This is a genomic window from Brevibacillus sp. BC25 (genome assembly GCF_000282075.1).
In the GTDB taxonomy this organism is placed as follows: domain Bacteria; phylum Bacillota; class Bacilli; order Brevibacillales; family Brevibacillaceae; genus Brevibacillus.
Window position 1 is genome coordinate 130,234 of the sequence record NZ_AKIX01000016.1, and the last position, 13,953, is coordinate 144,186.

At 47.2% G+C, this 13,953-nt stretch carries 13 protein-coding genes; 11 read left to right on the forward strand and 2 right to left on the reverse strand.

The window, feature by feature from the left end; translation table 11 throughout:
- Window positions 1-162 precede the first annotated feature (162 nt).
- Both PMI05_RS03965 and PMI05_RS03970 read left to right on the forward strand, forming a co-directional pair.
- Complete coding sequence (locus PMI05_RS03965; protein WP_007717474.1) at window positions 163-783, forward strand: hypothetical protein; 621 nt, start codon at window positions 163-165, stop codon at window positions 781-783.
- Complete coding sequence (locus PMI05_RS03970; protein ID WP_007717476.1) at window positions 783-1,385, forward strand: hypothetical protein; 603 nt, start codon at window positions 783-785, stop codon at window positions 1,383-1,385. Before PMI05_RS03965 ends, PMI05_RS03970 begins: the two co-directional genes overlap by 1 nt.
- Before the next feature lie 120 nt (window positions 1,386-1,505).
- Here the strand turns inward: PMI05_RS03970 and PMI05_RS03975 are convergent, their stop codons facing one another.
- The gene (locus tag PMI05_RS03975; protein WP_007717478.1) at window positions 1,506-2,915 is read right to left on the reverse strand and encodes a HAMP domain-containing sensor histidine kinase; all 1,410 of its coding nucleotides are present in this window, start codon (window positions 2,913-2,915) and stop codon (window positions 1,506-1,508) included.
- A complete protein-coding gene (locus PMI05_RS03980) occupies window positions 2,912-3,613 on the reverse strand; it encodes a response regulator transcription factor (protein WP_007717481.1) in 702 nt (233 codons plus the stop codon). Before PMI05_RS03980 ends, PMI05_RS03975 begins: the two co-directional genes overlap by 4 nt.
- 179 nt (window positions 3,614-3,792) lie before the next feature.
- On the opposite strand from PMI05_RS03980, the gene PMI05_RS03985 reads away from it, so the two are divergent.
- The 9 genes from PMI05_RS03985 (at window position 3,793) to PMI05_RS04025 (ending at window position 13,903) form a co-directional block, all read left to right on the forward strand.
- On the forward strand, window positions 3,793-4,848 hold the full coding sequence (locus tag PMI05_RS03985; RefSeq protein WP_007717483.1) for a DUF3048 domain-containing protein: 1,056 nt from the start codon (window positions 3,793-3,795) through the stop codon (window positions 4,846-4,848).
- A gap of 119 nt (window positions 4,849-4,967) precedes the next feature.
- The gene (locus PMI05_RS03990; RefSeq protein ID WP_007717484.1) at window positions 4,968-5,258 is read left to right on the forward strand and encodes a YerC/YecD family TrpR-related protein; all 291 of its coding nucleotides are present in this window, start codon (window positions 4,968-4,970) and stop codon (window positions 5,256-5,258) included.
- Window positions 5,259-5,275: 17 nt separating this feature from the next.
- Window positions 5,276-5,971, forward strand: coding sequence for a heptaprenylglyceryl phosphate synthase (locus PMI05_RS03995; protein ID WP_007717485.1), 696 nt, complete (start codon window positions 5,276-5,278; stop codon window positions 5,969-5,971).
- A gap of 518 nt (window positions 5,972-6,489) precedes the next feature.
- Complete coding sequence (locus PMI05_RS04000) at window positions 6,490-7,644, forward strand: ThiF family adenylyltransferase (RefSeq protein WP_007717487.1); 1,155 nt, start codon at window positions 6,490-6,492, stop codon at window positions 7,642-7,644.
- Window positions 7,645-7,680: 36 nt separating this feature from the next.
- Window positions 7,681-8,919, forward strand: coding sequence for a hypothetical protein (locus tag PMI05_RS04005; RefSeq protein WP_007717489.1), 1,239 nt, complete (start codon window positions 7,681-7,683; stop codon window positions 8,917-8,919).
- Window positions 8,920-8,992: 73 nt separating this feature from the next.
- Window positions 8,993-9,478: a tetratricopeptide repeat protein gene (locus PMI05_RS04010; protein ID WP_007717491.1), complete on the forward strand. Its 486-nt coding sequence runs from the start codon at window positions 8,993-8,995 to the stop codon at window positions 9,476-9,478.
- Window positions 9,479-9,548: 70 nt separating this feature from the next.
- Complete coding sequence (locus tag PMI05_RS04015; RefSeq protein WP_007717493.1) at window positions 9,549-11,153, forward strand: response regulator; 1,605 nt, start codon at window positions 9,549-9,551, stop codon at window positions 11,151-11,153.
- A 3-nt stretch (window positions 11,154-11,156) separates the two neighbouring features.
- Window positions 11,157-12,920, forward strand: coding sequence for a sensor histidine kinase (locus PMI05_RS04020; RefSeq protein WP_007717495.1), 1,764 nt, complete (start codon window positions 11,157-11,159; stop codon window positions 12,918-12,920).
- Between the two features lie 11 nt (window positions 12,921-12,931).
- The gene (locus PMI05_RS04025) at window positions 12,932-13,903 is read left to right on the forward strand and encodes a substrate-binding domain-containing protein (RefSeq protein ID WP_238543245.1); all 972 of its coding nucleotides are present in this window, start codon (window positions 12,932-12,934) and stop codon (window positions 13,901-13,903) included.
- Window positions 13,904-13,953: the final 50 nt, after the last annotated feature.

The following is a 13,953-nucleotide window of genomic DNA, read 5'->3' on the forward strand; positions in this document are numbered from 1 at the left end:
TCGGAACATGTAACTAAGAGTACCGAGGACGCAATTGATTTTGAGAAATTAGCAGAGGGTGTAAGCTGAGATGTATACGGAATTGAATGAATTTTTATAATCGACATTAAGTAAATGAGGATTGTAGTTTGAAAAAATGAAAAAATATAGGAGGTAAATTTAATGTTAACCAAAAAAATTATTACATCATTTTTGGCTGGTATTCTATTGGTGTCTGGAGGAAGTTCTGCGTTTGCAGAAGCGCCAACTATCAAATACGAGAAAGTAGGAAACGTGAAAGTTAAAGAAATAACTTGGAATACGCCTGTCGAGTATGATTTTGAACCGTTACCCATTAATAATGGGAGTGCAAAGCCTACGGCAATTCCTGATGAAATTGTATATGAAGTAGATAGAAACGTAAGATACAAAGTTCCAGGTAAAACATTCGAGTTTAGGAACGAGGGTTCATTACCGGATGCTTTAAGTAGGAGTGTTTCAAGGAAAACATTCCTAACTTTTAAGGGAAGTGCACAGTATGAGGCTAAGGTTAATTGGGGATTAATTGAGGGGAAAGTTGGGGTCAGCGCAGAGGTTTCATTCGGAACAGAGACTACGGAAACCACCACAATGACTTGGAATATTGCGCCTATGACGATCACTACTATCGAGTACGGTTCAAAGGCAATACAATCTATCGGGAACCTTGTCACGTACTCAGGTACAAAAGTGAAAAAGAAGCCATATGTAGATGCTAAATATTCTTATATTGAATACAGCGATAAGAAAGAAAGAAAACTCTGATGAAACCCTTCCTTACACTAATTACATCTAGTTTATTTCTGACAGTATCACTCCTCATTAGTGGTTGTGTATCAGACCAGCCACCCGGTTTAGTTGAAAAAAAAGCAGAGCCAACAGGTATTGGAGAAAAAAAAACTGAAAACGATGCTCCAACTAGCCCGATAAAAAACAAACCCTACCTATCAGTTACGGACTACTCAGAAGAAATAAGCGGACACCAGATAAAAAACTCCTTACTCAAAATTACAAGAAAAGATAACATTGCTACTTTAGAAATGACCATTAACATCTCAGATTATTTAATTGAAAAATTGTTAAGTACTGAAAAACCTTACTACTTCACTTTTGGAGATATGCTTGGAGAAAAAACAATCGCTAACTTATTGGTTGAATCCCCTTCAGTAGTTACAATTGTGCTAAATAGGGTAGACAACAACTATATTATTTCACAACAGCTAAAGCTAAAAGAAAATCTAACACATGAAGAGGAACAAGCGCTCCTTTCCCCAAAGAATTATGTGTTTCAAGTGTTAAATGAAGAAAAGCTTGCAGTTTCGACCTTTATCGGTCTTGAAATTGCAACTATAATCAACGATGAGTAAATTAATTGCAGCCCCATAGACTGTTCCCAAAGTAGTATTTCGAAAAAGAAACACGTCCATGAACCAGACGTGTTTCTTTTTTTATACATACTCTTTTACATTTGCACGTGTCCTCTTCTTTCAGTTCAATCGGCCTTTAAACTCAACAGGTACGATCATCGTAAAGCAAGGTCCATCTGGATCGTTGCGGGCATCGATCGTTCCTTTATGTGCTTCCAAGACAGCACGGGCAATAGCGAGTCCAAGCCCATGCTTGCCCGACTTTCCTTTACGGAAACGCTGGAACAAATTCGGCAACAGCGCCTCCTCAATGAGTGGCCCATCATTGGAAATCGCGATGACGACGCTTTTTCCTGCGTGTCTTCCTGTGATGGTAAGTCGGCTTTTGGCGTAGCGCAGTTGATTTTCCATGATATTGACGAACGCAGTGCTCAATTGCTCGCCGTCTCCCTCCACGATCAAGTCAGCTGCTAGATTTAATTCCCACTCGATTTGTGGATTGAGCACGGAGAGCCGCTGCTTCAACAGGTGCATCATCTCTGACAGGTCGACGCGGTCGACTTGCATCATTTGCGAGACAGACTCGATCTTCGTGATATACAAGAGCTGTCCGACAACCTTTTCGAGGCGCTTGCTCTCTTCCATGATGATGGAAAGCCCTTTTTCCGCCTGAGGGCCCTGGAAGACGCCTTCTATAAGTCCTTGCGTGTATCCTTGAATCGCCATGATCGGTGTTTTGAGCTCATGGGAAATATTTTGGACAAAATGTTGCTGCGACTCGTCGTATTCCTTCAGTTGGTTTTTCATCATATCGAAAGAGCGGGCGAGCTGTCCGATCTCATCTCCGCGATCCATTGCAAGCGGGATATCGAACTGACGACGAGCGATTTTCTTACACAGCTCTTCAAGTGTGCGCAGCGGTCTGCTCAAATACCCGCTAAACCACACGGCCAACAACCAGCTTACGAGCAGCAGCAGACCAAAAATGAACAAAAACTGACGTGTCAAAATCGAGTTGATCTGGTTGAGCTCCTGTTCCTTGGAGAAGAGCACCATGTAGTAGGGAAAGCCATGGTAATCCATTTTTTTGCTGACGAACAAATAGCTCTCGGCTCCACGGTCCAACGAACCATGCTGGAGCTTGTTGCTTGGATACGAGGCAGCTTGTTGGAACAACTCCTTGGCATCCTCGTACGGAATGCGGCCATTGCTTCGGCTGCCCAGCTCTCGTCCGTTTTCAGCATAGACGATCATATCAAATGAGTACTCATAACGTTGGAGCAAGAGCTGTAAAAAGTAAGGGGCCGCAGCCGGAACAGGCAGCAGCTCATTATGCTCATTGAAGGAGATATGCTGGGATAATGTGTAAAACTCATCTTCCAAGAGCGAGTAGGTGTTGGATACCAGATACTGTTTGACAGCCAGTGGATACCCGACGCCAAGGCCAACCCCGAGGACGCTTGTCAGGATCATGAACAAAATGAGGATTTGCCTGGATATCGGCAGGTTTTTCAGCCGGAATTTGCTCATATACGCGTCATTCGGTAGCCGAAGCCATAGACCGTCTCCAATGGAAACTTGGGCATTTTCTTGCGGATGCGCTTCACCAAGTCATCGACAGCTCTGTCTGAGCCGATGTAGTCTTCTCCCCAGATGGAGGTCAGAATCTGCTCGCGATTCAAGGCCAGGCCTTGATTGTGCAAAAGGTACACGATGAGCTCGAATTCTTTTGTGGTTAAATCAATGAGTTCGTCGCCTTCTTTTACTTGTCTGCCTTTTTCTGAGATCATATAAGGATCAACCGTTACCCAATCTTGGAAAGTTTGGGTAGAGGAAGCAGTGGCACCGGGCTTCTCATAGGTGCGCTGTAGCAGCTTTTTCGCACGGATGACCAGCTCACGGGGGAGAAAAGGCTTCGCCAAGTAGTCGTCGCTGCCCAGTTCCAGTCCGATGATTTTATCGACATCTTGATCGCGAGCAGAGATGAAGATGATCGGGACATTTGATTTTTCACGGATGAGACGCAAGAGCTCATAGCCGTCGATGTCGGGCATCATGATGTCCAATATCCACAAATGTGGCTGTGTTTCTTCATCAAGTAACGGCAAGACGTCCTTGCCGCTAGAAAACGCTTTCACCTGCAATCCGGCACTTTGCAAATACGATTGCAAGAGCTCCAACAGGTTCGTTTCATCGTCCACCAGATAGACGAGGTAGGGAGTATTCATAGATTTCGGCCTCGCTTTGCATCTGTTTTATATCAGTATTGTAGCATAGCCAAAAACGAGATGTGTGGCATGGACGTATGAGAATCGTGGAAAACGTGTGGAAGCAGGATTCCTCTGTATCCTTCTGGAAAAAGAAACAGGGAAAAAAAGACAACGAGAGATGGAAAGGAGCGATTTATATGAAACGAACAGTCAAATCGTCTCTCATGGTACTAGCCTTCATGCTCTTAACGACGGCCTGCGGTCAAAAGCCGGTGGACACCCAACCGAGTCCGCAGATACCTGATCCGATTGTGCAAACGCCACCGGAAACGAATCAGCCCATCGAATATGCGTACAAGGCACCGATGACAGGACTTGGCAGTCACGAAAATCTGGGAAGCAAGCGACCGATCATGGTGATGATCAACAACGCTCCGCCCGCCCGTCCACAAACAGGCGTCAACAAAGCGGACATGATTTATGAGGTATTGTCCGAAGGGGAAATGACCCGCTTTCTTGCGATATTCCAAAGCCAAAAACCGGAAGTAATTGGACCCGTCCGCAGTATCCGTCCTTATTTTATCCAGATCGGGACTGGTTTTGATGCGGTCCTCGTCCACGCGGGAGGCAGTCCGGATGCGCTGGAAACCTTGGCGCGAAAAGACCTCAGCCATCTGGATGAAATCCCGAACGGTCAATACTTTTGGCGAGAAAAATTCCGCAAAATGCCGCATAACCTGTACACTAAGCCAGAGCTCTTGGAAAAAGCGATGCAGGATAAAGGGATGCGTCAATCGGCAGAGGTGCCTCACTTCACGTTCTTGCCGGAGGGTGCCGAGATCAAGGAAGGCGAGCCTGCTACACAGGTAGATCTGACTTTCCACTCATTGAATAAAGCTGCTTTTACATATGATGCCGAGCAAAAGAAATACATGCGCTTCACGGCAGGCAAGCCGCACTTGGACTTGAGCGACAAGAAACAGTTGTCCACGACCAATCTGTTGGTCATCTCCGCCAAACACCGCGTGCTGGATAAAGAAGGGCGTCTATCAGTCGATGTAATCGGCCCGGGGGACGGTTATTTATTCCAGCAAGGAAAAACGCGCAAGGTCAAATGGAAGCGCAGCAATGGTGTCATCCGTGCCTATGAGGACGCGGCTTTAACGCAAGAAGCACCGCTTTTGCCAGGAAATACATGGGTGGCTATATTGCCAAACTCACCGGGCCTGTCGAAGTCGCTCAAGTTCCAGTAAGGATTAGGGCTTGCGGATGAAGGCGGTTTCTTCTAAGATAATTGTTGAAGCTTTAGTGCTTAAAAATTGTACAGTGAGAAACCGCTCGAAAGACGGACTATATAACAGAGGTGACAGACATGCAATTGGAAAAATTAAAAGGAAAAGGGCTGGAACAGTTATTTGAAGCTGTTCTTTCCCTAGAAACGATGGAAGAGTGCTATCAATTTTTTGACGATCTGTGCACGGTGAACGAAATGCAGTCGCTCGCACAGCGCCTGGAAGTAGCGAGAATGCTCCGCAAAGGCTTTACTTACAATCAGATTGAAGCAGAGACTGGCGCAAGTACGGCGACCATTTCCCGTGTCAAACGCTGTTTGAACTATGGAAATGATGGATACCAGATGGCGCTTGAGCGGATCGGAAAATAGCTAGGAGGCAGGCAACGTTGATTGACTATCGTGGCTGGCGCCATACATTTAAACTAGACCCGGATAAAACAATCGATGACGAGGCCTTGGAGACGATTTGCGAGTCCGGAACAGATGGGATCATTGTAGGCGGCACGTACGGTGTGACCTATGACAATACACTCGAATTGATGTCGCGATTGCGTCGTTACGCAGTGCCGGCTGTCCTGGAGATTTCCTCGTTGGATGCAGTTGTGCCGGGATTTGATTCGTACTTGATCCCGCTCGTACTGAACGCTGGCGATCCAGACTGGATTTTTGCTCCGCATGTATCGGGGCTCCAAGCGTTTGGCGCTTATATTCATTGGGATGAGATCATTACAGAAGGATATATCATTGCAAATCCAGAAGCGGGCGTAGCACAGCTGACGAAAGCACGTCCGATTGCGGATGCCTCGCAGGCCAAAGCGTACGCACAAGTAGCGACGAACATTTGTCGTTTGCCGATTGTCTACATGGAGTACAGCGGTACATACGGCGATCCGGCAATCGTAAAGGCTGCCAAGGCAGGCGCGGGCGAAGCCCACCTCTTTTATGGCGGCGGGATTCGTAACCCGGAGCAAGCGGCAGAAATGGCTGCGATTGCAGATACGGTTGTCGTAGGGAATGTCATCTATGACGATCTAGCTGCTGCATTGGCAACTGTGAAGGCCGTTAAGGGAACAAGCAACTAAAAAAACCACCTCCCCAACTTATGATTGGGCGAGGTGGTTTTTCATGTCTGCTTTAGTTTTTCAAGGGAATGGTTGCATCCAGTTGCATCGTTGCACCCATTCTCTTCTCGTTCCTAATCGTTTCTTTTTTGTACTACGAATGCTAAAATCAGGGTTATTTTCCAAAAAGAATATAAACACTTCCCAAAGAGAAGGAAGTTTAAGATTTTTTATAGAAAATGGAAGGAAAATCCTATTGCATACGAAATAAATAGTCAAATATTATCAAAATATATAATTTTTTGCTAATATTTGTAGATTTCTGTAAATTCATGAAATATAATGAACTTGTCTTAATTTTCGATCATAGAGAGGAGGAACTATCCATGAAAATCCAAGCGAAAAAAGTTGAAAGCGTTCGCACTACTGCAGTAGCAGCTTAATTCTCTTAAGAAGAGGGGGGAATAGCACACGAGCTATTCCCTTTTTTCATCTAAAATAAGCCGGGTTAGCGAACCCCACTATTGGGAGGTGTTTTTATGGAACGTCGTCCTTTATTTAAACCAGTGCATCCCGTCTATGAAGTGACAGAGCAGATGATCCGCTTGGGAGAGGCTCCTGGCTATACCTTCGAATTGGAAGACGAGAATGGGTCCATCCGCAAGATGATCAAACTGATGGATGGCACTCGTACTGTCGGTGAAATACATACATTATTGGCTGTTGATCACCCCGAAATTACGTATGAAGAAATATCGGAAGCAGTGGAATCACTGAGTGGATTGGGCTTCCTGATGGATCAGGCAAAAGAAGAGGCTTCCGTTCTGACTTCGGAACAAAAGGAAAGATATAAAGCGAATATCCGCTACTTCTCTTTGTTTACCGATCTCAATCAAAGTCCAAGCGAGCTACAGGAACAGGTAAGTAGAAAAAAAGTGACGATCTTAGGGATGGGTGCCTTTGGTTCTACGCTACTGGTCAATCTGGTAGGTGCGGGAATCCAGCATATCAAGCTCGTGGATTTTGATAGAGTAGAGCTCAGCAATTTGAACAGGCAAATGGTCTTTAACGAGCATGATCTGGGTCGCCTGAAGGTGGAAGCGGCACGTGATTTCATCGGAAGGCTTCATTCTGAGGTATTAATTGAAACGGAGACGATGCAAATCAAGTCCAGCGAAGACGTGGAGCGGGTTATTGCGGGAAGTGACCTCGTGATGCTAGCAGCCGATCAGCCCTTTTTCTTTTTGCAGAGATGGGTGAATCATGCCTGCACCAAGCTGCAAATCCCGTTCATTGCTGGGGGATTCAATCTCATCGAAGGACAGTTCTTCATGGTAGAGCCGGGCAAGACAGGCTGTATCGATTGCATGCATTTACATCGATCTACACAGATCGAGGACTATCCGCAGTTGATCCAAAGGCTGCTCGATACCAACTTTGTTCTGCCTACCGCTACCATTGCACCCAACACCATGATGATTACGGGAATGATGGCTTCCGATGCAATCAGGTATTTGACAGGAATCGCTCCGGTACAATCAGCGGGCAAATTTATCATTTTCGATTTCAACACGTTGGAAAAGAGCGTGTTTTTTGAGTGGGAGCGAAATGAAGCCGAATGCCCGACTTGCGGAGGCGGCAGCGGAACGGAGCCGATTTTTCATATCAAGAGAAATGAAGTGCTCGCAAAGTAAGGAGTCGTTCCTGTAAGAGAGGAAGGTGTCTGTCAATTGAATATCTCGGGAGATAGCATTCTCAAGATGCACCCGCTTGCGCGTCGGGCGGAAAACGAGGAAGAGATCCTCATTGGACGAACGGATATCAGCAATTTCATTGTGCTTCCGGCCATTGGTGTCGAGATCATCGATATGCTGGATGAAGGGAAGAGCATCAATGAAGTCGCGACGATCATGGAAGAACGATTGGGAGAACCGGTGGATGTGCTGGACTTTGCGCAGGATTTAATTGCTTCTTATCAATTTGTGTTCATGGTAGATGGAGAAGTTGTCAACGAGCCAGTACCGGTTGTGGATCATTTCTCTTGGATCAAGCAGGGTACGGGTCAGTTTTTCTTTAATCGTGTTGCCTTTGGATTATACGGTATCTTATTTTTCACAGGTCTTTTGATTTGTGTATTTACGGGCAAGTATATCCCGGTCTATTCCGATATTTTTGTTTCTTCTTCCGTGACGGTTTCGGTTGTGGTTTCTTTCGTGGCCACTTGGGTTTTTCTATTTTTCCATGAGATGGCCCACTTAATGGCGGCGCGATCATTGGGAATCGGCAGTCGTATTGGTCTGGGACATCGACTTGTTTTTGCCGTAGCAGAGACGAATATGTCTAATATTGTTCTCGTCGAGCCACAGCGCAGATACAGGGCGTTTTTGGCTGGAATGTCCTGGGATGCGATGTTTATGGGAATCGGTGTGATTCTGTTGTTTGCCAATGATCAAGGCTGGCTGACGCTTGTGCCCTTCATGGAAGCATTCATTCGTATGCTGAATGTGATCCTGTTCATGGCTTTGGCCTTTCAGTTCATGGTTTTCATGCAAACCGACTTGTATTACGTGTTGGCAACCAAGTTCCAATGCTCTAATCTGATGGTGAATACACGACTGTTTCTTAAAGCGAAATTCCGTTCCTTGACGCAGGATGAGCAGGAGGAATGGGAGTACATAGCCGACCATGAAAAAAGAGTCATCCGCTGGTATAGCTGGGTCTACTTGATTGGATCGGTGTGGGGAATCTGGTTCTTTGTCCAGTATCAGCTGCGCATGGCGCTTGATTTTATCCGGATCATCGCCGACGACATGAAAAATGCTTCGCTTCACTCGTGGGAGTTTTGGGACGGCATCCTGTTGATCCTGTTGGTTCTGGTTCCGTTTCTCATTTTGGGCTGGTCGTGGATGAGAGCGTACCGACAAAGGAGAAGCGAAAGAGAGCGGGCAAAATCCTTGCAGGGCACATAATTTGGCTTCACCTTGCCAAGCTGCCCTGTTACGCTAGGGGGAAGAGAGATACTCAGGCAAAGGAAGTGCTCACATGAACCCGATGATCCAAAATATCATTCATCTGCGAAAAGAAGGGCATCTGGACGAAGCGATCCAGCTTGCCCTTCAGCTCGTCAGCCAATCCCCGACTGATCCTGTCGCCCATTATCAATGTGCTTGGTGCCACGACGCAGCCGGATTGGAGAAGGAAGCTGTTCCCTTTTACGAAAAAGCGATTGAGCTCGGACTGTCTGTCGAAGACGACCTGCAAGGAGCATTACTGGGTCTGGGCAGTACGTATCGCACGCTGGGACAATACGAGCAGGCAGCAGCTACGCTCGCGAAGGGGATGCGACAATTCCCCTGCGACCGTTCCTTTCCGATATTTCTTTCCATGGCGTATTACAATCTCGGGAAGCACCACGAAGCCATGAATCTCCTCCTGAAAAACCTCGCAGAAACCTCAAGCGATCCTACGATATTGGCCTATCAAAAAGCGATTCTGTTCTATGCAGATGATTTGAATAAGACTTGGTAGCACCATACTAATTCCATTTGCAGGAAAACAATCGCCTCCCGTTGTACAAGTACAACAGCGGGAGGTGCCTATGTATAAGCTGATATTGGTAGATGACGAAGAAGATGTAAGAGAAGGGGTTAGCCAAGAAATTGACTGGCATAGCCACGGATACGAGGTGGTTGCCAAAGCAGAAAACGGCAGAGAGGCATTGGAACTGGTCGAGAGACTGCGACCGGACGTCGTCGTAACCGACATCAAGATGCCCTTTATGAACGGACTTCAGCTGGCGGAGTCCATCGGGCGCGAGTACCCTGCCATTCGCATCATTATCCTGACTGGGTTTGATGAGTTCGAGTACGCGCAAAAGGCCGTGAAGCTGCAAATTGATGAATATGTGCTCAAGCCGTTTTCCGCGAGTGAGCTGATGGAAGCGCTGGACAAGGTCAAGCGACGGATGGACGAAGAGGCGGCTCATCGGGAAAACGTTCAGCTGCTGCGCGATAGCTATCGAAAAAGCTTGCCGGTTTTGCGGGAAGTTTTTTTATCATCTTTGTTGAGTCGTCAGCTCGTACAGAACGATGTTTTTTCAAGAGCTTGCGAATATGGGATAGAGCTCAGGAGTCCCGAATATCTCGTGGCGGTTATCTGTGTAGACCAGCCCAAGCAGGAGGAGCAGCAGCTGTTTCTTTTTGCTGTGAAAAATATCGCAGAAGAGCAGCTGAACGCAGGTAAGCAGGAGGGGATCGTGTTTCTCCATGAAGATCAGGTCGTGCTGCTCATGCGAACAAAAGCAGACGACGCGCAGCGAATCGAAGTACGAACACAAAATATCGCAGAAGAAATCAGGCGAACGATTGAAAAATACATGAGCATCACGGTAACAATTGGAATCGGCAACGTTGTGACAGATGTAGCGGCACTCCCTTACTCGTATGAAGACGCCATGCAGGCACACGATTACAAAAGTATCCTCGGCTGCAACAGGATGATTGTGATCAATGACGTGGAAAAGCAAGCGAGTGAGCAGATACGCCTCGATGAGAGAAGAGAACATGAGTTGGTTCGGTGCATCAAAATGGGGACGAGTGCGGAGCTTCGGACCGTGATTGATGATTTATTTGATCTAGTGGCGCGTGTCTCTGTATCCATTGAGGACTACCGAATTTATTTGTTGGAGATTATGACGACCATTTTGAAGACGGCCCATCGTGCCGAAGTTGACATGGATCAACTGTTTGGCGGGCAACGCTATCTGTTGCAGGTCATGACGACTTTTACCAGTAGGGAGGATGCTCGAGACCAGATCACAGAAATCTGTGAGCGCATCATGGCGAATATCGCAAGCGGACGGCAAACGACGTACAGGAGATTGATCACCCAAGCATTGGACTACACCCACGCGCATTATCATTCTCCCGACATATCCATCCACAAGGTGTGCGATCATCTGCACATCAGCCTCGGTTATTTTAGCGGTATTTTCAAGAAAGAGACGAAAACCACCTTTGTGTCCTATCTTTTGTCATTGCGCATGGAAAAGGCCAAGGAGCTTTTGCGGACGACCGATTTGAAGTCCTTTGAAATCGCGGAGAAAGTAGGATATACCGATCCCAATTACTTTAGTTTCAGCTTTCGCAAGTATGCAGGCATGTCCGCTAAAGAGTATCGAAGTCAGAGCGAGCAGGAAGGTTAACCGATGAAACGATTGCTCGCGGTGATCAAGGTCAAAAGGATTCAATTTATCATTACCACTTCCTTTACACTCGTGACGGTACTCGTCATGCTGTTTGTCGGGGTGATGCTGTACGGAAAATTTGCGCAGACGGCAGAGCAAAACGCCTATCTGCACACGCAGCAAATCCTGGAGCAGGTGAAATACAATCTGGACAGCTATTTGAATGGGATGACGCAAATTTTCGAACTCGTCGATGACAAGATCAGAAGAAGCAAGGGGCTCACGGCAGACAAGCTGAGCGAACAGCTTGAGACAGTCGTAGAAACGAGAAAGGACATCGTCTCCATCGCGGTTTTTACACGAGACGGAACGTTATTGGCCACAACTCCTTCCAAAGTACTGAGGAAAAACACTCGATTGACCGAACAGAGCTGGTTTCAAAAGGCGATCGAGGACCCGACGAACCTCTCCTTTTCGCTCCCGCATATCCAGAACTTGTTTAAAGGGGAGTACACTTGGGTCGTCTCGATGAGTCGGGAAATTCTTCTTCACGGACCAGACGGAGAAATTCCTGCCGTACTTTTGGTCGATGTGAATTTCAAAGAGATCGATGACCTGTGCCAGAGAGTGGGCTTGGGGAAAAAGGGGTACGTCTACATCATCGATTTAGTCGGGAACATCGTCTACCATCCGCAGCAGCAGTTGATTTACGCCGGATTGAAAAATGAAAACCGTTCCTTGCCGCTGAAGCATTCCTACGGCAGCTATGTAGAAGAGACACAGGACGAAACGCGCTTGATTACCATCAAGACAATCGATCAGCTAGGCTGGAAAATCATTGGGGTGTCCTACATGGACGAGATTGTAACGACCAAAAAAGAAATCAGTCGCTTCATTTTTTGGCTGCTCATCTTTGTGATTGTCATTGTGTTGTTCGTGCTGCACTATCTCTCTGCGAAAATATCACGACCGATCAAGCTGCTGGAGCGATCCATGGAAAAGGTGGAGCAGGGAGACTTTTCGGAGAGTGAGCCGATCCGGGGAAGCCATGAGGTCGAACAGCTTTCCTTGCGTTTTCATCTAATGGTCGCGAAGGTCAGGGAATTGATGCACCAGATCATTCGGGAACAGGAAGCGAAACGGAAAAGCGAGCTGGAGGTGCTACAGGCACAGATCAATCCGCATTTTCTGTACAACACGTTGAACTCTGTGGTCAGAATGGTCGGCAACGGAAAAAACGAGGATGTCATCACCACGATTACGTCGTTGTCAAAGCTGTTTCGGATTAGCCTGAGCAGAGGCAAGAACATTATCACGGTGCGGGAAGAGCTGGAGCATGTGCGTCATTATCTCATTATTCAAAAAATGAGGTACAAGCAAAAATTTGAGTATGAGATCGTGGTCGAGGATGAAGATGAGGTGCTCAACTGTCTGACGCTGAAGTTACTGCTCCAGCCGATTGTGGAAAACGCCATCTACCACGGGATTGAGCATTTGGCTGATCCGGGCCGGATTCGCATATATGCAGCACTCATCGACGGTAAGGTGTTACTTCAGGTAAGTGACAATGGCTTAGGCATGTCCTCTGATGTTCTTGCACAAGTAAAAGCTGGCTTTTACAAAAGCGAAGAAGGCTCGGGCGTTGGGATTCAAAACGTACAAGAGCGCATCCGCTTGACCTTCGGCGAAGAGTACGGTTTGGAAATCGCGAGCGAGCTGGAAGAGGGGACTGTTGTGCGTGTATGGATTCCGTGCCAGGCTGCAGAGGAGCGAGATCGTTTATGAGGAGAGCAGCGGTGAAACGATTTAGCGTATACGGACTGTTCGTTTTGGTAGCAGTGACGCTTCTTTACTCGTTTAGTGCTCCGCTAACGAATGTGGAAGTAGACAAGAAAAAGACAGTGGCGCTGATCGTCCGTATGAAGCACGGCGATTATTGGCGAACGGTCAAGCTCGGGGCGGAGATGGCTGCCAAGGAATATGAGCGAAACCTGAATTTTTACGCGCCGGACTATGAGGAGGATGCCAGCAGGCAAATGGAGCTGGTGCAGCAGGCAATCGCAGATGGCTCCGAGACAATCGTGGTGGCACCTAGTGACGAGCAAGTTTTGCGAGAAGCCATCAAGCTGACGAGGGAGCGGGCCATCCCGATCCTCGTACTCGACACAGTCGGAAAAGATTCAGCCGTCAAAAGCTACATTGGGACAGATAACTACGATATGGGCATGAAGGCATTCGAAAAAATGGTGTACCTGATCGGAAAAAAGGGACAAATCGCATTGCTCGGCACAGATCGGCTAAAGGCAAATGCCAAACGAAGAGAACAGGGCGTCCTCGATTTGCTCCCACGGGAAACGCAGGTTGAATTGGTTGCCAACGAAAATGTCCCCTTGGATAAAAAGCAGATCGGTGAGTGGACTCGTGAACTGATCCGCAAGCATCCGCAGTTGAAAGGAGTGATTGCACTCGATGCCAGTACAGCGATCGGTGTAGCCGAGGAAATGGAAAACAGTGGACAGCGGGACAAAGTCAAAATCGTAGCAATCGACAGTCCGCCGGAAGTGCTGGAGTATTTGCAGGAAGGAATCATTTCCGCGACGATCATCCAGAAGCCGCTATCGATGGGATATCTAGGCGTCAAGTACGCAGTCGAAGCGAGCAACGGAGAAGCAGTGCCCAATCTGGTCGACACCGGAACAAAAGTAATCGATCGGGAGAATATGTTCTGGTCGGAGAATCAAAAGCTCCTCTTCCCCTTCGTTAAATAGGCCACCGAAAAACAGATGAGAATTTTGATAAAAATGCGTAGGATTTTCGA

What these genes read in the sequence shown, in the direction of transcription:
- PMI05_RS03970 (WP_007717476.1), top strand. Translation starts at nt 783, where the DNA reads ATGAAACCCTTCCTTACACTAATTACATCTAGTTTATTTCTGACAGTA.
- PMI05_RS04020 (WP_007717495.1), top strand. Translation starts at nt 11,157, where the DNA reads ATGAAACGATTGCTCGCGGTGATCAAGGTCAAAAGGATTCAATTTATC.
- PMI05_RS03965 (WP_007717474.1), top strand. Translation starts at nt 163, where the DNA reads ATGTTAACCAAAAAAATTATTACATCATTTTTGGCTGGTATTCTATTG.
- PMI05_RS04010 (WP_007717491.1), top strand. Translation starts at nt 8,993, where the DNA reads ATGAACCCGATGATCCAAAATATCATTCATCTGCGAAAAGAAGGGCAT.
- PMI05_RS03990 (WP_007717484.1), top strand. Translation starts at nt 4,968, where the DNA reads ATGCAATTGGAAAAATTAAAAGGAAAAGGGCTGGAACAGTTATTTGAA.
- PMI05_RS04000 (WP_007717487.1), top strand. Translation starts at nt 6,490, where the DNA reads ATGGAACGTCGTCCTTTATTTAAACCAGTGCATCCCGTCTATGAAGTG.
- PMI05_RS03985 (WP_007717483.1), top strand. Translation starts at nt 3,793, where the DNA reads ATGAAACGAACAGTCAAATCGTCTCTCATGGTACTAGCCTTCATGCTC.
- PMI05_RS04015 (WP_007717493.1), top strand. Translation starts at nt 9,549, where the DNA reads ATGTATAAGCTGATATTGGTAGATGACGAAGAAGATGTAAGAGAAGGG.
- PMI05_RS03975 (WP_007717478.1), bottom strand. Translation starts at nt 2,915, where the DNA reads ATGAGCAAATTCCGGCTGAAAAACCTGCCGATATCCAGGCAAATCCTC.
- PMI05_RS03980 (WP_007717481.1), bottom strand. Translation starts at nt 3,613, where the DNA reads ATGAATACTCCCTACCTCGTCTATCTGGTGGACGATGAAACGAACCTG.